18 protein-coding genes are annotated in these 17856 nt (G+C 61.8%); 8 read left to right on the forward strand and 10 right to left on the reverse strand.

What is annotated here, in order from left to right; all coding sequences use genetic code 11:
- Nucleotides 1-59 precede the first annotated feature (59 nt).
- The 3 genes from E4P32_RS17460 (at nucleotide 60) to E4P32_RS17470 (ending at nucleotide 2684) form a co-directional block, all read left to right on the forward strand.
- The gene (locus tag E4P32_RS17460) at nucleotides 60-878 is read left to right on the forward strand and encodes a MetQ/NlpA family ABC transporter substrate-binding protein (protein ID WP_116436481.1); all 819 of its coding nucleotides are present in this window, start codon (nucleotides 60-62) and stop codon (nucleotides 876-878) included.
- 107 nt (nucleotides 879-985) lie between these two features.
- Nucleotides 986-2047 carry an ATP-binding cassette domain-containing protein gene (locus E4P32_RS17465; RefSeq protein WP_233526777.1) on the forward strand — a complete coding sequence of 354 codons (1062 nt, stop codon included), beginning with the start codon at nucleotides 986-988 and terminating at the stop codon, nucleotides 2045-2047.
- Nucleotides 2028-2684, forward strand: coding sequence for a methionine ABC transporter permease (locus E4P32_RS17470; RefSeq protein ID WP_116436482.1), 657 nt, complete (start codon nucleotides 2028-2030; stop codon nucleotides 2682-2684). Before E4P32_RS17465 ends, E4P32_RS17470 begins: the two co-directional genes overlap by 20 nt.
- Nucleotides 2685-2696: 12 nt before the next feature.
- Here E4P32_RS17470 and E4P32_RS17475 read toward each other — a convergent pair whose 3' ends face one another.
- Together E4P32_RS17475 and E4P32_RS17480 are read right to left on the reverse strand one after the other, a co-directional pair.
- A complete protein-coding gene (locus E4P32_RS17475; protein WP_116436483.1) occupies nucleotides 2697-4046 on the reverse strand; it encodes an LLM class flavin-dependent oxidoreductase in 1350 nt (449 codons plus the stop codon).
- 78 nt (nucleotides 4047-4124) lie between these two features.
- Complete coding sequence (locus E4P32_RS17480; protein ID WP_116436484.1) at nucleotides 4125-4478, reverse strand: DUF3088 domain-containing protein; 354 nt, start codon at nucleotides 4476-4478, stop codon at nucleotides 4125-4127.
- A 246-nt stretch (nucleotides 4479-4724) separates the two neighbouring features.
- Between E4P32_RS17480 and E4P32_RS17485 the strand changes: the two genes are divergently transcribed.
- Nucleotides 4725-5072: a hypothetical protein gene (locus E4P32_RS17485; RefSeq protein ID WP_116436485.1), complete on the forward strand. Its 348-nt coding sequence runs from the start codon at nucleotides 4725-4727 to the stop codon at nucleotides 5070-5072.
- Nucleotides 5073-5091: 19 nt separating this feature from the next.
- On the opposite strand, the gene E4P32_RS17490 is transcribed toward E4P32_RS17485, so the two are convergent.
- From E4P32_RS17490 to E4P32_RS17520, 7 genes are all read right to left on the reverse strand, one after another.
- Nucleotides 5092-5976 (reverse strand): amidohydrolase family protein, encoded by an 885-nt coding sequence (locus tag E4P32_RS17490; RefSeq protein WP_116436486.1) that lies wholly within the window; start codon nucleotides 5974-5976, stop codon nucleotides 5092-5094.
- 104 nt (nucleotides 5977-6080) lie between these two features.
- Nucleotides 6081-7022: an ABC transporter substrate-binding protein gene (locus tag E4P32_RS17495; protein ID WP_116436487.1), complete on the reverse strand. Its 942-nt coding sequence runs from the start codon at nucleotides 7020-7022 to the stop codon at nucleotides 6081-6083.
- Between the two features lie 60 nt (nucleotides 7023-7082).
- Nucleotides 7083-8093 (reverse strand): ABC transporter permease, encoded by a 1011-nt coding sequence (locus E4P32_RS17500; protein ID WP_116436649.1) that lies wholly within the window; start codon nucleotides 8091-8093, stop codon nucleotides 7083-7085.
- Between the two features lie 53 nt (nucleotides 8094-8146).
- The gene (locus tag E4P32_RS17505; RefSeq protein WP_116436488.1) at nucleotides 8147-9733 is read right to left on the reverse strand and encodes a sugar ABC transporter ATP-binding protein; all 1587 of its coding nucleotides are present in this window, start codon (nucleotides 9731-9733) and stop codon (nucleotides 8147-8149) included.
- A gap of 46 nt (nucleotides 9734-9779) precedes the next feature.
- Entirely contained in the window at nucleotides 9780-10118 is a 339-nt protein-coding gene (locus E4P32_RS17510) for an L-rhamnose mutarotase (RefSeq protein ID WP_116436489.1), read from the reverse strand.
- Between the two features lie 10 nt (nucleotides 10119-10128).
- Nucleotides 10129-10905 (reverse strand): SDR family oxidoreductase, encoded by a 777-nt coding sequence (locus tag E4P32_RS17515; protein WP_116436490.1) that lies wholly within the window; start codon nucleotides 10903-10905, stop codon nucleotides 10129-10131.
- 53 nt (nucleotides 10906-10958) lie between these two features.
- Nucleotides 10959-12236, reverse strand: a complete 1278-nt coding sequence (locus tag E4P32_RS17520) for an L-fuconate dehydratase (RefSeq protein ID WP_116436491.1) — start codon at nucleotides 12234-12236, stop codon at nucleotides 10959-10961.
- Nucleotides 12237-12814: 578 nt separating this feature from the next.
- Between E4P32_RS17520 and E4P32_RS17525 the strand changes: the two genes are divergently transcribed.
- Nucleotides 12815-13945 carry a porin gene (locus E4P32_RS17525; protein ID WP_233526767.1) on the forward strand — a complete coding sequence of 377 codons (1131 nt, stop codon included), beginning with the start codon at nucleotides 12815-12817 and terminating at the stop codon, nucleotides 13943-13945.
- A gap of 129 nt (nucleotides 13946-14074) precedes the next feature.
- Complete coding sequence (locus E4P32_RS17530; protein ID WP_116436492.1) at nucleotides 14075-14929, forward strand: IclR family transcriptional regulator; 855 nt, start codon at nucleotides 14075-14077, stop codon at nucleotides 14927-14929.
- Between the two features lie 68 nt (nucleotides 14930-14997).
- Here E4P32_RS17530 and E4P32_RS17535 read toward each other — a convergent pair whose 3' ends face one another.
- Nucleotides 14998-15669, reverse strand: a complete 672-nt coding sequence (locus E4P32_RS17535; RefSeq protein ID WP_116436493.1) for a hypothetical protein — start codon at nucleotides 15667-15669, stop codon at nucleotides 14998-15000.
- Between the two features lie 364 nt (nucleotides 15670-16033).
- On the opposite strand from E4P32_RS17535, the gene E4P32_RS17540 reads away from it, so the two are divergent.
- Together E4P32_RS17540 and E4P32_RS17545 are read left to right on the forward strand one after the other, a co-directional pair.
- Entirely contained in the window at nucleotides 16034-16720 is a 687-nt protein-coding gene (locus E4P32_RS17540) for a TetR/AcrR family transcriptional regulator (RefSeq protein WP_116436494.1), read from the forward strand.
- Nucleotides 16720-17856, forward strand: coding sequence for an efflux RND transporter periplasmic adaptor subunit (locus E4P32_RS17545; RefSeq protein WP_116436495.1), 1137 nt, complete (start codon nucleotides 16720-16722; stop codon nucleotides 17854-17856). The genes E4P32_RS17540 and E4P32_RS17545 overlap by 1 nt, the downstream gene beginning before the upstream one ends.

Raw genomic sequence — 17856 nt, forward strand, 5'->3', positions numbered from 1 at the left:
CTGCCTGCATCACTGCTCCGCATCACCACCCTACCCATAAAAACATCAGAGGAACCAGCATGAACCTGTCCTATCGATTCCGCGTGCACGCCATCGTCGTCGCCGCACTGATCTCCGTCATGGGCCTCGCCCAAGTCCAGGCGGCCGACAAGACCCTGCGCGTCGGCGTGCGCGGCGGCACCGACGAACAGATCTGGGAAGTCGTCACCAAGGTCGCCAAGAAGAACGGCCTGAACGTCGAAGCGGTCGTCATCTCGGGCGCAGCCAGCCCGAACGAAGCGCTCAACAACGGCGACCTCGACGCCAACTCGTTCCAGCACATCCCTTTCCTGCGCGACCAGATCAAGCAACGCGGCTACAAGCTGAGCGTGGTCGGCAACACCTACATTTCGCCGATCGCGTTCTATTCGAAGAAGTACAAATCGATCAAGGATCTGCCTGACGGCGCCAAGGTCGCCATCCCCAACGATCCGAGCAACCAGACGCGCGCACTGGTGGTGCTGCGCGACGCCGGCCTGATCACACTGCGCGACGGCTTCGATCCGTTCACCGGCACGGTGTCGCTGAACGACATCACGGCCTACAAGAAGAAGATCTCGCTGACCGAAGCCGCCTCGGTGGTGCTGGCGCGCTCGCTGGAAGACGTCGACACGGCCGCCATCGTCAACACCTTCGCCTACCAGGCCGGCCTGATCGCCACGCGTGACGGCATCGCCGTCGAGAAGCGCGAGAACAATCCCTACGTCAACATCATCGTGGTGCGCGAGCAGGACAAGAACGCCGCGTGGGTCGCGCCGCTGGTGAAGGCCTACCAATCGGAAGAAGTGCGTCAGTTCATCCAGAAGCAGTACGGCGGCTCGGTGGTGCCGGTATTTTGAGTATCGCAGCATTGACCGACGTTGGCGCTGAGGCGGGACAGCCGGCGCCGGCGACGGTGGCGTCAGCAGTACCGCTGCCGTCGCCTGCTGCGACAGTAGCCGGCGACGTGCATCTGAGTTTTTCCAAGGTTTCCAAACAATATCCGGCACCGAGCGGCATCGTGCACGCGCTGCGCGAGGTCTCGTTCACGGTCGCGCGCGGAGAGATCTTCGGCATCATCGGCCGCAGCGGCGCCGGCAAGTCGACCTTGCTGCGCACCATCAATGCGCTGGAGCTGCCCGACGCGGGCGGCATCGCCATCGACGGCTTGCAGGTCGGCGGACTCGATGAAGACGGGCTGGTGCACCTGCGTCGCCGCGTCGGCATGATCTTCCAGCATTTCAACCTGTTGTCGGCCAAGACCGTACGCGACAACGTCGGCCTGCCGCTACGCGTGGCGGGCGTCAAACCGGATGTGGTTCGCAAGCGCGTCGATGCTCTGCTTGAACTGGTCGGCCTGAGCGACAAGGCCGAGGTGTATCCGGCCAAACTCTCGGGCGGGCAGAAACAACGCGTCGGCATTGCCCGCGCACTGGTGCACGATCCGGAAATCCTATTGTGCGATGAAGCGACGTCGGCGCTCGACCCCGAGTCGACACAGTCCATCCTGGCCTTGCTGCGCGACGTCAGCAGCAAGATGGATCTGACGGTGGTGCTGATCACGCACGACATGGCGGTGATCCGCGAAATCTGCGACCGCGTGCTGGTGCTCGACCATGGCCAGGCGGTTGAACAAGGTGAAGTGTGGCGCGTGTTCGGCGATCCGCAGGCGCCTGCCACGCGCGCGCTGTTGCGTCCGCTGCAGCATGGCTTGCCGGCCGACCTGGCGGCGCAACTGGTGGATGATCTCGACGGCAGGCCCGGCAATGCGCTGCTCAGCCTGCGCTTCAACGGCGCCGCGCAACCGCACGGCGTCAGCCTGCAACAACTGGCTCTGCTCGGTCCCGACGCCACGCTGATCCATGGCGGTCTCGACCGCATCCGCGGCCATGCGCAGGGCAGCCTGCTGGTGTCGTTACCGGCGTCGTCGTGGCAATCAATAAAAGCAAGCGGCGCATTCGGAGGATCCAACCACGGCCACGGCGCTGATTTCATCGAGGTTCTAGGTTATGTCCCTGCCACCGCTTAACAAATACTTTCAGGCTTTCTTTGAAACCTTGCTGATGGTGAGCGCCTCGGCGCTGATCGCCATCGGCCTGGGCCTGCTGCTGGCGATCGTGCTGACGGTGACCGCCAAAAGCAGTCTGTATCCGAAGCCGCGCCTGCATCGCGGGTTGTCCGTGACGGTCAACATCTTCCGCGCGGTGCCGTTCATCATCATGCTGGTGGCGTTGTTGCCGGTGACCCGCTTCCTGGTGGGCACCACGCTCGGCACCTGGGCGGCGGTGGTGCCGCTGACGGTCAACCTGATTCCGTTCTATGCGCGCATTGCGCAGGTCAGCCTCAACGACGTCGATCCCGGTCTGGTGGAGGCGGCGCGCGCGATGGGTTGCCGGCGCCGCCACATCATTCGCCACGTGCTGCTGCCGGAAGCCTTGCCCGGCATCGTCGGCGGCATGACGGTCAGCGTGATCGCCATGATCAACGCCTCCGCCATGGCCGGCGCAGTCGGCGCCGGCGGCCTGGGCGACCTGGCGATTCGTTACGGTTATGAGCGCTATGAAACGCGGGTGATGTTTGAAGTCATCGTGATCCTGATCGCACTGGTGTCCGTCATCCAGCTGGTGGGCGAGCGCGTGTCACGCCGCTTCGACCACCGCCATTGATTAAGCAGCTGGTCAGGCAGCGTCGGCGATGCTCTTGCGTCCGCCCGGACGCGCCAGCCCCAGATGTTCACGCAGGGTTGTTCCCTCATAGTCGCGGCGGAAGATGCCGCGTTTTTGCAGGATAGGTACGACGCCGTCGGTGAAGTCCTGCAAGCCGCTCGGCAGCGCATCCGGCATCAGGTTGAAGCCGTCGGCCGCGCCGCCCTTGAACCAGTGCTCGATGTCGTCGGCGATCTGTTCCGGCGTGCCGACCACCACGCGGTGACCGCCGCCGCCCGCCAATGCATACACCAGCTGGCGCGCGGTGTAGCCGTGCTGCCGCGCCTGCGCCAGCGTGGCGTTGAAGAAGGTGTGATTGCCGTTGCCGTTATTGGGCAGGGCGATGTCGTCGGGCAGGCGCTCATCAAGCTTGATGCGTTCCGGCGCCACGCCGAGGATGCCGGCCAGGCGATTGATGTTGTAGCTCCACGGGATCATGTCGATCAGCTCGTCGCGCCGGCGGATCGCGTCGGCCTCGGTGGCGCCGATGATGGTGGTCAGTCCGGCCAGGACCTTGACCGCATGCGGACCGCGTCCATAGGCCGCTGCGCGTGCATTGAGCTCGCGTCCGTAAGCCAGCGATTCCTCGAACGACTGCGACGCCGAGAACACTGCCTCGGCATGGCGCGCCGCGAGATCGCGGCCGTCGGCGGAACCGCCCGCCTGCACCAGCACCGGATGGCCTTGCGGCGTGCGCGGCAGGTTGAGCGGACCGTGTACGGAAAAATGCGTGCCGCGATGCGCGATCGGCTGCACCTTGGCGGTGTCGATGAAACGGCCGCCGACCTTGTCGCCGATCACCGCGTCGTCTTCCCAGCTGTCCCACAAGGCCTTGACCACGTCGGTGAACTCGGCCGCGCGCGCATAGCGCTCAGCGTGGTTCGGCACGGCGTCGCGGCCGAAGTTGCGCGCCGAGCCGAGATCGGCGGTGGTGACCACGTTCCATCCCGCACGGCCCTTGCTGACATGGTCCAGCGTGGCGAAGCGGCGCGCGATGTTGTACGGCTCGTTGTAGCTGGTCGAGGCCGTGCCGATCACGCCGATGTGAGTGGTCGCCGCAGCCACGCTGGCCAGCAGCACGGTCGGCTCCAGCGCAGTGATAGGACGGAAATCGATCTGCTCGATGATGGCGGCGTTGTCGGCCAGGAAGACCGCATCGAACTTTGCAGCTTCGGCGATCTGCGCCACGCGGATGTAATGGCCGACGTCGACGAAGGCATGCGGATCGGCGTCGGGCAGGCGCCAGGCCGAGGGCACGAAACCGGAATGCAGGACGTTGATGTTGAGATGCAGCTGGCGCGGGCGCACGGATGTGTCGCTCATGGAAGACTCCGGTCGGGAAGGGAGAGGCGGATCAGGTCGGAAGCGCCCGCGCCTTCATCGGCGCGGACCGATGGTGCATCAATGCACCTTGAAGAAGCCGTGGCGCTCGGCCAGCAAGTCGAGGATGCGGCGCGTGTCGGTGACGAAGCGCTTGTCGCCGAGCTGCTGTACGTGCGCGCTATCGGCCGGCAGCGCGTGCTCGTCGCCGAGGATCAGCACCGGCAGGCTCTGATGGTCGGCGTCGAGCGCCGCGACCACCTTCTGGCGCGGCCTGGCGAACGGCAGGCGCTCGATGTCGAGGCGTCCGGCGTGTTCCGGATCGCCGGCCAGCAGGCCTTCGATAGCCGCGCCGTCGGGGCAGATGAAACGTTCACCGGGATGGTTCGGGTCGGTGAATCCGGCTTCCAGCAACAACAGCAAATCGCGGCTCATGGCGCACTCCACAAAGAGAAAATCAATCGTTGATTCTCTTGCGCGCGCCACGCCGCCGCCACGAATATATCCGCATATTCATATACCGCGTGCAGTCTTGGATGGCCCTGGCGTCAGCGGGTCCGAAGATGAATTTGAAAGCAAGAACTCGTATTGCGCCGAGGGACAATTTTGGAATATACTGGATTTATGTACAGTATAATTCGACAATTAAGACATGAAGGAATCCGCCGCACCGAGGCGGAAGTGGCTGCCGACGCCGGTTTCGCCGGCATCGTGACGATGAGCATGGCCGGCACCACGCGCCAGATGACGCTGAGCGCGCCCGAAGGTGCGGACAATGCGGAAGGAGCGACGGTATTGTTGCTGTCGCCGCTGTATGAACCGCAATTGCTGAGCATGCATGCCGACGGCATGATCGTGCGCGGCTGGCAGCGCGTTCTGAGGGTATCCAATGAGCGCACCGGCAACAACACGCCGGGTGCGACCTATCTGCAGGAGTGGGTGCTGACGCTGGTGGCCCAGCGGCCGGCCAACATGCGCGAACTGAACACCGTGATGGCGACGCCCTTGCAACTGGTGCAGGGCAATTGAAAAATATTCGTCCGAGCTGTCAGACCTTGATGCCGTAACAACGCGCCGCCGTTCCACCCCACAAGGCGTCCTGCTCGTCTTTGCTCAAGTTGCTCGTCGCCCAGTCGGCAACCAGATCCGCTACCTTGTCATAAGAGTCCGCCAGCAAACACACCGGCCAGTCCGAACCGAACATCAGGCGCTGCGGACCGAAGGCTTCCAGCGCGGTATCGAGACAGATGCGGATGTGCTGGTAGTCGGCCGGCTGCAGGCCGTTGTTCCAGTCGGCTTCGGTGACCAGCCCCGACAGCTTGCAGACCACGTGCGGCAATTCACCCAGCGCCAGCAATTCCTTTTCCCAGCGCCACAGGGCGTCGTCGCTTTTGCCGCCGTTTTTGCCAAACTCGCGCAGCGCCGGCTTGCCAAGATGATCCAGCACCAGCCAGTGCTTGTCATGGCGCGCGCAGAATGCCTGCGTGTCGGCCAGTTGGCGCTCAAACACCAACACGTCGTAGACGTAGTCGCGCTCCTGCAGCAGCGCCACGCCGCGATTGAAATCGGCATGCTCCAGGAAGGCGCGCGCGTCGGCTTCGTCCTGCACCTGATGACGGAAACCCAGCAGCTTGTCGCCGCCATGCCATTCATCGAGGCGCTCGCCGAGATCGGGTACGGCGAGGTTTTCCCAGCCGACCACGCCGGCGATGAAATCATTCTCCTGCGCCAGTCCCAGTAGGAAGCGCGTCTCGTCGCGTCCCGAACGCGCCTGCACGGCAATCGAGGCATCCAGCTGGTGTACGCGCAACAGCGGCAACAAATCGGTCGGCAGCTTGTCCTGCGCCAGCACGTCCATGCCGGCGCCTATCCATGGGTAATCTTCAGCGCGATAGCGCCAGAAATGTTGATGTGCATCGATGCGCATGGTCATGGTCTGATCAAATTAAAAATTGAAAATATCAAATGAGAATGCCGGCGCATCCGCTTGGTGCGAATGCCGCCGGCATCGGATCCTCAGATCAAATGATCAGGCGATCAGTCGTACAGCACTGCCGCGATCTTCGGATCGGCGATGTTGCTCTTGTCGTACCAGTAGAAACCGGTGTCGATGATCTTCGGCAGCTTCTCGCCCTTGAGCGCCTTGACTGCCGCTTCGACAGTCTTGTAGCCGATGCCGACCGGATTTTGTGTGATCGCGCCTGCCATCTGGCCGTCGCGGATCGCATCCTTCTGCTGCTTGCCGGAGTCGAAACCGATGATGACGACCTTGCGCTTCATTTCCTTGGCGCCGTTCAGCACGCCGATGGCCGAACCCTCATTGGTGCCGAAGGCGCCCTTGAGTTTAGGATAGGCCTGCAGGATGGACTTGGTGACTTCGGTCGACTTCAGCTGATCGCCGGCGCCGTACTGGATGCTGACGATCTTGATCTTCGGATAGGCCGACTTGATGCGATCGACGAAGCCATCGCGGCGGTCGATGCCGGTGCGGCTGGTCTGGTCATGCGCGACCACGGCGACTTCGCCTTCCTTGCCGATCAGTTCGGCCATCTTGTCGGCGGCCATTGCAGCGGCGGCCTTGTTGTCGGTGGTGGCAGTGGTGACCGGAATGTCGCTGTCGACGCCCGAGTCAAATGCGACCACCGGAATCTTTGCGGCTTGCGCCTTCTTCAGCAACGGCAGCGCGGCCTTGCTGTCGAGCGCGGCGAAGCCGATCGCCTGCGGCTTCTTGGCCAGTGCGGCGGACAGCATGTCGATCTGCTTGTCGACCATGGCTTCGGTTTCCGGACCTTCGAAGGTCACCTTGACCTTGTAGTCGGTCGCTGCCTGGTTGGCGCCGGCCTTCACGGCTTGCCAGAACTGATGCTGGAAGCCTTTCGAGATCAGTGGAATATAAACTTCCTGTGCTTGTGCAATACCGCTTGCGCCGAACGCGAAGCTGAGGCCGAGGGCAATGTTGAGGGCTCTTCTCTTTATCATTTTTAAGTCTCCTTGATGAATGTAAAACAGCGGGGGTGCAGCGATTTCCTTGCTTGATTTTTACTGACGGCGACGGCGCAGGATATCCATATAGACGGCGAGAATGATGATCACGCCGGTGACCACGGTTTGCCATTCCTGCGCTACCGACATGATGCGCAGGCCGTTGATCAGCACGCTCATGATGAAGGCGCCGATGATGGTGCCGAGGATGGTGCCGGTGCCGCCCGACAGCGAGGTGCCGCCGATCACCACGGCGGCGATGGCGTCGAGCTCGTAGCCCTGCCCCAGCGCCGGTTGCGCGGAGTTCAGGCGCGAAGCGATCAGCAGGCCGGCGATGCCGCAGATGGCGCCGCTGACGGTGTAGACGGTGACCTTCCAGAAATCCACCTTGACGCCGGACAGGCGCAGCGCTTCTTCGTTGCTGCCCAGCGCGAAGGTGTAGCGGCCGAACACGGTCTTGTTGAGGATGACGCCGGCGGCGATCGCCACCAGGAACAGGATCAGCACGGCGTTGGGAATCGGCAGCGCCGGAATCAGGTCGCCGATCAGCGACTCCTGCGAAATCTGCGGGAACGACGGCGTGTCGTTGAAATAGATCGGCTTGGTGCCGGAGATCACCAGCGACAGGCCCTTGAGCAACATCATCATGCCCAGCGTGGCGATGAACGGCGGCACCTTGAGCTTGGCGATCAGCATGCCGGAGGTCCAGCCGCACAGCGCGCCGAAGAAGATCGCCGCGAAGATGCCGAAGCCGATCGGCAAACCCCAGTAGGTCAGGAACACGCCGGCCATGACCGAGCAGAACGTCATCATGGTGCCGACCGACAGGTCGATGCCGGCGGTGATGATGACGAAGGTGCAGGCGATCGCCAGCACGCCGTTGACGGCAGTCGATTGCAGGATGCTGACGAGGTTGTCGACCTGCAGGAAGTTGTCGTTGGCGACGCTGAAGAACACCATCAGCGCCAGCAGGCTGGCAAAGGCCAGCAGCTTTTGCCGCGTCGACGGGTGGAACAGGCGTTCGCGCAGGCTGCCGGCGCCGGCTTCGGAATCGTTTACAGGTGTCATGGTCAGGTTCGTTTGCGACAGTGGATTGGGAGTAGTTGCCATGGTCGTCTTCTTCAATGTGTGGTGGTAGCGGCGGTGACGGCAGTAGTTGCGGTAGCGGCAGCGACGGCGGAGGGGCGCTGCGTGGCCAGTTGCATGATCTTTTCCTGCGAAGCTTCGGCGGCGCTGAGTTCGCCGGTAATGCGGCCTTCGCACATGACCAGCACGCGGTGGCTCATGCGCAGCACTTCCGGCAACTCGGAGGAAATCATCACGATGGCCTTGCCTTGTTCGGCCAAGGCGTTGAGCAGTTTGTAGATTTCGCTCTTGGCGCCGATGTCGATGCCGCGCGTGGGTTCGTCGAAGAACAGGATGTCGCAGTCGCGCAGCAGCCACTTGGCGATCACGATCTTTTGCTGGTTGCCGCCGGACAGCAGGCGCGCCGGCTGATCGATCGACGGCGTCTTGATCGAGAGCTGGCGCACATAGCTTTGCGCCGTGCTGCGGATCGCGGCCTGGTCGAGGAACAGACCCTTTTTCAGGAAACGGTTCATGCTCGACATGACCACGTTGGCCTTGACGTCGAGACCGGTGGCCAGGCCGAAGTGCTTGCGGTCTTCCGACAGATAGCCGATGCCGTGGGCGACGGCGTCGGACGGCGACTTGATCACGGCCTTGCCGCCATGGATGAAGATTTCGCCGGCGTCGAGCGGATCGGCGCCGAAGATGGCGCGTGCAACCTCAGTGCGGCCAGCCCCCATCAGGCCGGCGAAGCCGAGAATCTCACCCTTGCGCAACTGGAAGCTGACGTCGCGGATCGCATGGCCGCGCGACAGTCCCTTGACCTCCAGGACGATCTTGTTGTCGCCGGCATTGGCGATAACCGGACGCGCACCGTCGAGCTGACGGCCGACCATCATGCTGATGATGGTGTCGATCGGGGTTTCTTCGGTGGGCACCGTGGCGATGTATTTGCCGTCGCGCATGACGGTGACGCGATTGGAGATGCGGCGTAGCTCGTCCATCTTGTGCGAGATGTAGACGATGCCCACGCCCTGCGTTTGCAGGTCGCGGATGATGCGGAACAGTTCGTCGATCTCGGCGTTGTTGAGCGCAGCGGTCGGCTCGTCCATGATCAGGACGCGCGAGTTGAAGGACAGCGCCTTGGCGATTTCCACCATCTGCTGTTTGGCCACGGTCAGCTCGCCGACCTGGGTGCGCGGGTCGAGCTTCAGGCGCATGCGCGCGAAGATCTCGGCGGTCTGGCGATTGAGCGTCTCCTCGTCAAGGAACATGCCGAAACGTCCGCGCGGCTCGCGACCGATGAAGATGTTTTGCGCAGCGCTCAGGTGATTCATCAGGTTGAGCTCCTGATGGATAATGCCGATGCCGAGCTCCTGCGCCGCGCGCGGACCGTCGATATCGACTTCCTTGCCGTCGACGAAGATGCTGCCCTCGTCCTTCTGATAGACGCCGGACAGGATCTTCATCAGCGTCGATTTTCCGGCGCCGTTTTCACCCATGAGCGCGTGCACTTCGCCCGGCAACAGGTCGAGCTGACAATTGTCCAGCGCGAGCACGCCCGGGAAGCGTTTGGTAACGTTACGCAACGAAATCAGGTATCCCGATTCGTTTGCGGTCTCTGTTTGTTCTGATTGCATGCCTGCCTCTTGATGCAAGTCGGTTATCCGTCTTTGCGGGTTGCCCTCACTGCGCCGTCAGGTCGAATATCTTCGCCATCGGCACCCATTTCTCTCCTTGCGGCGTCCACGGCGTCGGCGCCTGGAATTGCCACATCAGCGTTTCCCATTCCTGCACTTTGGGGTCGCGCTGCATCGCTTGCGCCATTGCCGCCGCGTCGTAGACGGCATCGTCGGTGTCCATGATCATCGTCATGCGCGTGCCGAGCCGGTAGATTTCCATGCCGGTCACGCCGTGCGCGCGCAGATGTGCGGCAATCTCCGGCCAGATGCGGCGATGATGTTCTTCGTAGCGCGCAATCAGTGCCGCGTCGTCTTTCAGGTCGAGGGCGAGGCAGTAACGCATGGCTCGCTCCTCAGCTCAGCGCGCGGTCGAGATGGGTATAACCGCCGTCGACGAACACCCATTGTCCGGTGGTATGTGCCGCGCGATCCGACAACAGGAAGACGGCTGTATCGGCCATTTCTTCCGAGGTCGTGAAGCGCTTGCCGAAGGGAATCTTGCTCGTGATCGAGGCCAGCTTCTCCTCCGGATTGTCGAAGCTGGAGATCCATCTTTCATACAGCGGCGTCATGACTTCGGCCGGGATCAGCGCATTGACGCGCACGCCGTCATTGGCCAGCGCGGCCGCCCATTCGCGTGTCAGCGAGAGTTGCGCGCCCTTGGATGCGCAATAGCCGCTGGTGTTGCCCTGGCCGGTGACGGCGGTCTTGGACGACACGTTGACGATGGCGCCGCGCGTGGCCTTGAGATGCGGCACGCAGTAGTGCGCCATGACGTAATAGTGAATGAGGTTTTTTTCCAGCGATTGCACGAACGCGGTACGACCGGCGTCGAGGCCTACACTGTCGTTGATGCCGGCGTTGTTGACGAGACCGTCGAGGCGGCCGAATGCACGCACGGTTTCGGCGACCGCTTGCTCGCACTTCCCTTCATCGGTCAGGTCGAGCAGGAAGAAGCGCGCCTGCGGTTGCAGTTTCAGCAACTGCTCCCGAAACGCTTCGTTCGGCTCGCTTTTGCCGAATATCACGGGAATCGCGCCTTCAGTAGCGAGTTGCAGCGAGATCGCGCCGCCGATGCCCGACGCGCCGCCGGTGACGATCACGACCTTGTCTTTGAGATGTAAATCCACGTTTGTCTCCGTGTTGCGATTGTTTCGATCGCTATTGTTGTCTTGTTTTTTTATCAGCCGCGGAAGCGATATTGCTCCAGCGATTCGGGCTTCATCGTAATCGAGAATCCCGGTGCGGTCGGCGGCATGTAGGCTGCCCCTTTGACCACGCAGGCGTCGATAAAGTGCTCATGCAGGTGATCGACATATTCGGTCACGCGTCCTTCGGTAGTGCCCGAGATGCACACGTAGTCGATCATCGACAGATGCTGCACGTATTCGCACAGGCCGACGCCGCCGGCGTGCGGACAGACCGGCAACTTGTACTTGGCCGCCATCAGCAGTACCGCGAGGATTTCGTTGACGCCGCCGAGACGGCAGGAATCGATCTGCACCACGTCGATGGCGCCGCGCATGATGAATTGCTTGAACAGCACGCGGTTCTGGCACATCTCGCCGGTGGCGACCTTGACCGCGCCGATGCCTTCGCGGATCTTGCGATGGCCTTCGACGTCGTCCGGGCTGGTCGGCTCTTCAATGAACCATGGCTTGACGAAGGCCAGCTCATTGACCCATGCGATTGCCTGGTCAACTTCCCATACCTGGTTGGCGTCGATCATCAGGTGACGATCCGGGCCGATGACTTCACGCGCGATGGTAACGCGGCGCTTGTCGTCGGCGAGGTCGCGCCCGACTTTGAGTTTGATGTGGTTGAAGCCGCCGTCGATGGCTTCCTTGCACAGACGGCGCAGCTTGGCGTCGTCGTAACCCAGCCAGCCGGCCGAGGTGGTGTAGCAGGGATAACCGTTCTGCTCCAGCAGGCGGATGCGTTCGGCCTTGCCGGGAGCCTGTGCGCGCAGCAGCGCCAGCGCTTCGTCGGGCGTGATGCAGTCGGTGATGTAGCGGAAGTCGATGCTGCGCACCAGTTCTTCCGGCGACATGTCGGACACCAGCTTCCACAGCGGCTTGCCTTCCGCCTTGGCCCACAGGTCCCAGACCGCATTGACGACGGCGCCGGTGGCGAGATGGATAGCGCCCTTGTCGGGGCCGATCCAGCGCAGCTGGCTGTCGGAGGTGATGTAGCGCCAGAAACGTCCCATGTCTTCACTGACCCAGGCCAGGTCGAGGCCGACCACCAGATGTTCCATCGCCTTGATGGCGGCGCAGCAGATCTCGTTGCCGCGACCGATGGTGAAGGTCAGGCCGTGGCCTTCGAGACCGGACTGGTCGGTTTCCAGGATCACGTAAGCAGCGGAGTAGTCCGGATCCGGATTCATGGCGTCGGAGCCGTCGAGCGTCTTCGAAGTCGGGAAACGTACATCCAGTACGCGCATGGAAGTGATGGTGGTCATCGTCTCTGTAGATAGAAAAAGGGGATGTTAAGAACCAATGTCAGTGAAGTCAGTGAAATCAGTGCCGCCGGTGGATGTGCACCGGCCGGTCACACTTTCTTGTCACGCTGTCCTGCTCCTGTCTCCGCAACGCTTTTTTGCGTTGCCGTTGTTGTTGTCCATGGTTCGCTTGAGGCCAGAAAGAGGCGCGAATGACCAGGAAGTGTGGCGATTATTGCACGCAGGCCTAAATTCATCAATAAAATTCTATTTTATATTTGAGTTTACTTTGCTACTATCGCTTCGCCGCAGACTACAACGGAATCACGTAACACCAAGTGATAACCAATAGATAGTTGAGAGATATCAAAACACAGATGTCTGTCGGGCAATATTTCTTTGATATTTTATTAAAATTAAATTTTACAAATAAAAATAAAATAAAGAAAGGAGACCAAAACCAACCTTAAGTTTTCCCTGTGGCAATTCCGGCATCGCTACCGCGCCCGACAAGCCGCATGCCGTACCGACGAAACACGGACGAAACACGAACACGCAGTCACCAACAACCATAAATGAAGACACATACGGAGATCCTCATGCAGACAATCACATCCATCGCCGCGACCAGCGGCAACCGCGCACCGCGCGGCGCATCCTCATTCAAGCTCGCCGCCGTCGCCGGCGCACTGCTCGGCCTGGCCGGCGCAGTGCAGGCGCAATCGGCAGTCACGGTCTACGGCCGCGTCGACGCCGGCGTCGACTATCAATCCAACGTTGCCCTCACCGGCGGCGGCAGCGGCAGCCTGTGGCGCGCCTCCGGCAACCAGTGGGGCACCAGCATGATCGGCTTCAAGGGCACGGAAGACCTGGGTTCGGGACTGAACGCCTTCTTCCTGCTGGAGTCCGGTTTCGATGCCACCAAGGGCGCCACCAACGGCTCCGCCTTGTTCAATCGCCGCTCTTATGTCGGCCTGTCCGGCAGCGCCGGTTCGCTGAAGTTCGGCAAGAACCTGTTCATCGACAACGATGTCTGGTTCCTCGACCCGACCGGTCAGCAATTCATCGGCACCGCCACGCTGGTGCGCGGCCGCAACTGGCAAGGCGCGGACAATGTGATCGAATACCAGACGCCGACCTGGGGCGGCTTCAATGCCACGTTCCAGACCGCGCTCGGCGAACAGGCCGGCTCGATCAAAAACAAGCGCAAGGACGGCGTCTCGCTGGTCTATCAAAACCAGGGCCTTGAGCTGCGCGCGATCTACGACCTGATCCGTGACAGCAACGGCAAGTACGGCAGCGGCCTCAATACCGACGGCACCCGCAATACCGTTTTCGATACGTCGAAGGAACTGATCCTGGGCGGCACCTACACCATCGACAAACTCAAGCTGTTCCTCGGTTACGAAAACCTGCGTGCGCCGGACGTTGCACCGGGCTCGCCGGACAAGGTCAATCATTACTGGCTGGGCGCGAACTATCAGGTCACGCCTGCGCTGACGCTGATCGGCTCGGTGTTCCGCGTCAACGTCAACAATGGCGGCGGCAACGCCAACCTGTTCATGGCCGGCGCCAACTACTCGCTGTCCAAGCGCACCCTGCTGTACGTGGGCGCGGGCACAGTCCGCAACAGCAGCACCGCCAACTTCTCGGTCGAAGCCACCAACAACAATCCGTTGCCGGGGCAAAACCAGAATGGCGCCTACGCAGGCATCAGTCATTCCTTCTGATGTAGTCAGGTGACACTCGCTGAAACCGGCAAAGCCGCATGAATGCCGGTTTCAGGGATAAAATGCCAACAAGACGAATTTGCGCAAAACGACAAACATCCGCATTCCCTTTCCACATTCAGCCAGCCCATGCCAAAAACCAAGAAAATCGTCCCTGAGGCGGAGTTGGAAGCCGTCGCCGAGGCTTCCGCCAACGACAGCGCCGCCGATACCGGCAAGACGCGCTATGCAGCGCCGGCGCTGGACAAGGGGTTGGACATCCTGGAATTGCTCAGTAAGTCCGAGCAGGTGCTGACGCTGAACCAAATATCCAAACAGCTGGGACGCAGCGTCAATGAAATTTTCCGCATGGTGGTGACGCTGGAGCAGCGCGGCTACCTGATCGCCGACAACGACCAGTACCGCCTGTCGCTGAAACTGTTCGAGCTGGCGCACAACAACCAGCCGATCCGTTCGCTGGTGAGTACGGCGCTGCCGCACATGCGCGAGCTGGCCAACCGCACCATGCAATCGACCCATCTGACCGTCTATGAAGCCGGCCGCGTGATCGTGGTGGCGCAGGTAGACAGCCCGGAACGCTGGGCCTTCGGCCTCAAGGTCGGCGCGCTGGTCAGTCTGACCGACACCGCGTCGGGCCACGTGTTGCTGTCATTCCGCGATGAAGCCGAGCGCGGCCGCATGCTGGCGGCGCACGTGCGCATGGACGGCGAACAGGAAGTCGACCACGCTCAGTTGCTGCGCCAGATCGCCGAAACCCAGGAGCGCGGCTATTCGCGCATGGAAAGCCGCCAGATCCGCGGCGTGGTGAATCTCTCCTATCCGGTGCTGGGCGCCAACGACCGTATGTTGGCGGCGCTTAACGTTCCTTATATCGAGCGCATCGACAAGAAGGTCAATCCCAGCTTGGATGAGGTGCAGAATATCGTGCAGGAAATTTCGGCGCGACTCTCCAAACTCATGGGAAGCAGCAGCTTCGGCACTTGAAACCAGTTGCTGAAAAATAAAAAAAGCCAGGCATCGCAGCCTGGCTTTTTGTTTGATGCGTACAGCGTTCAGCCGCCCTGCGAGACCTGCTCGCGATTGAGCGTCGGCAGGCTCTTGCCCTTGTTGTATTCAACTGCCGCGTTGGTCGTGTTGTAGCGCGTATAGGCCTTCATCAGATCGTCCATGAAATCCGACTCGCCCTTGACCAGGCGCCAGGCGCCGCGGGCGTCCTGCTCTTCCACGTAGGTGCCGAGACCGTCGTAGACGACGCTGACGGCGCGCGGCTTCTGTTCTTCCTTGAACTCGGTCAGGAAGCCGCGCATGTCATAGCCGCCCTTGCCGCGCATGAAGGTGTCGATGGCGGACTCCATCGCCGCTTCGCGATCGGTCAGCGCCTTGGTGTGGGCCTGGGTCAGCAACTCGCTCACGCCGGGATTGTCGGTGATGAGCATGTCGAACTTGCCGCTACGGTCGTCGCCTTCTTCCAGCACGTATTTTTTCTTGGTCGGCAGGATGCGCAGTTTCGGCGGCACGTTGATGCCGTAGCGGCCGATCAGGCCGCCCAGCGCCATCGTCAGCGCCGGGCTGACATCAGCCTTGGCCGCGCCGCTGAGGCCGTCGACGCTGCCGCGCGTGGCCATCATCTGGGCGAAACCGATGTCGTCGTTTTTGGCGTACGCCTTCGCCGACGTCGGCGACGCCGTGTTGTTGATGAAAAACTGGTTGTTGATGCTGTCCATTGCCGCTCTCCTACGGATTGCCGGGACTGCTGCCGATGCTACCAAGGCTGCTGCCCGGCTGCCTGTAAGCTTCCAATAAGCTGTCAATACGTTGCCGGATTGACAAATTCGTCCGATTTTTTGGCGATACCTGCCTGATTTTCCTATTGTAAGAGCCTTTTGTCTGTTCCGTTTGCAAGGACACCGCCGCATTCACCGCTTTATTCCCCGAATCCGGCGTTTCGTCGCAAACCGCTGTCGGCAGGGCCGGCGCGCCTTTACCCTGCTTTACTCACTCTACCCCGGCGCGCTTCTTGACGATATGACGGTTGCCACTTACATTGCTGACTCACCGGTAACTTACTGGCGGCGCCGCCGCTTCGCCATGGCTCAGCCTTCGAAATCCCCTTCCGTCCCAAAAGCCGCTCAAACCGCTTCAGACGTTTCCCCACGCGGACCGCGCTGGGAGCGTCGCAAGGAAGCGCGCCCGCAGGAATTGCTGGCCGCTGCGCTGGATATCTTCGTCGAGCGCGGTTTCGCGGCCGCGCGGCTGGAAGACGTCGCCGCCCGCGCCGGCGTCTCCAAAGGCACGCTCTACCTCTACTTCGACAGTAAGGAAAGCCTGTTCAAGTCGGTCGTGCGGACCAACATGCTGCCGCTGCTGGAAGAAGCCGAAGGCATGGTCGATCGCTATGAAGGCCACAGCGCCGACTTGCTGCGTGACCTGATCCTCGGCTGGTGGGCCTCGGTGGCGGATACAAAATTAAACGGTATTTCCAAACTGATGATGGCAGAATCCGGCAACTTCCCCGAACTCGCAGAGTTCTACCATGCCGAAGTCATCACGCGCTGCAACGCCACCATCGTGCGCATGCTCGAACGCGGCATCCGGCGCGGCGAATTCCGCGCCATCGACGCCGAGCACATGAAACGCGTGATCGTCGCACCGGTGCTGATGCTGATGCTGTGGAGCCAGTCGTTCGGCCCGTGCGCCATCGAGCCGGTGGAGCCCGGCGCCTATCTCGACAATTTCATCGACCTTTGCCTGAACGGCCTGCTGACCAAACCCTGATGACACTTTCCTTCTTTAAACGCCGCTCGGTCCTGATCGTATTGCTTGTGCTGGTGCTGCTGATCGCCTTCATGGCGCTCCGCAAGCGCCCTGCCGCGCCGGTCGCCGTGGTCGAAAAACCGGCGCAGGTGCTGGAATTCCTGCCGGGCGACATCGCCGTGGCCCAGGTCGAAGCCCTGCGCCAGGTACTGCCGATGTCGGGCGCATTGCGCGCGCTCAATCAGGTTGCAGTCAAGGCCAAGGTCGCAGGCGAGGTCAAGGAAGTGCTGGTGCGCGCCGGCGAAGCAGTCACCCTCGGCCAGGTCCTGATCCGCATGGACACCAGCGAATACCAGGCCAAGGTCGAGCAGGCCAAGGGCTCGCTGGTCGCTTCGCGCGGCCAGCTCGACATCGCCACAAAGTCGCGCGACAACAACCTGGCGCTGCTGGACAAGGGCTTCATTTCGCGCAACGCCTTCGACAACGCCGCCAGCCAGTTCGACATCGCCAAGGCCAACGTCGACACCGCGCGCGGCGCGCTCGACGTGGCGCAAAAGGCGCTCAACGACACCGTCATCAAAGCGCCGATGGCCGGCCTGGTCAGCACCCGCACCATCGAACCCGGCGAGAAGGTCTCGGTCGACAACAAGCTGCTCGACGTGGTCGACCTGCGCCAGATGGAACTGGAAGCGCCGGTGCCGACAGCCGACATCCTTAAAGTGAAGCTCGGCCAGGAAGTGCAGGTGCGCGTGGAAGGCCTGCCCGACGCCGTCGCCGGCAAGGTGGTGCGCATCAATCCGGCCACGCAGTCGGGCTCGCGCTCGATCATGGTCTACGTGCGCATCGACAATCCCGACAATCTCTTGCGCGCCGGCATGTTCGCCGACGCCAGCCTGACCCTGGACAAGCGCGACGCCGTGCTCACCGTGCCGACCACCGCGATTCAGAACGAAGGCGACAAGGCCTACGTGTACACCATCGAGAACGGCAAGCTGGCGCGACACAATGTCGTGACCGGCCTGCGCGGCGTCGACAGCAAGGGCAACGCGGTGGAAATCAGCAGCGGCCTGCAGGGCGGGGCGCGCATCGTCAAGGCCAACCTGGGTAACCTGAACGCGGGCACGCCGGTCAAGATTTTGCCGGCGGCGAAGGAATAG

This window comes from Herbaspirillum sp. 3R11, assembly GCF_004563925.1.
Taxonomy (GTDB): Bacteria; Pseudomonadota; Gammaproteobacteria; order Burkholderiales; family Burkholderiaceae_D; genus Herbaspirillum.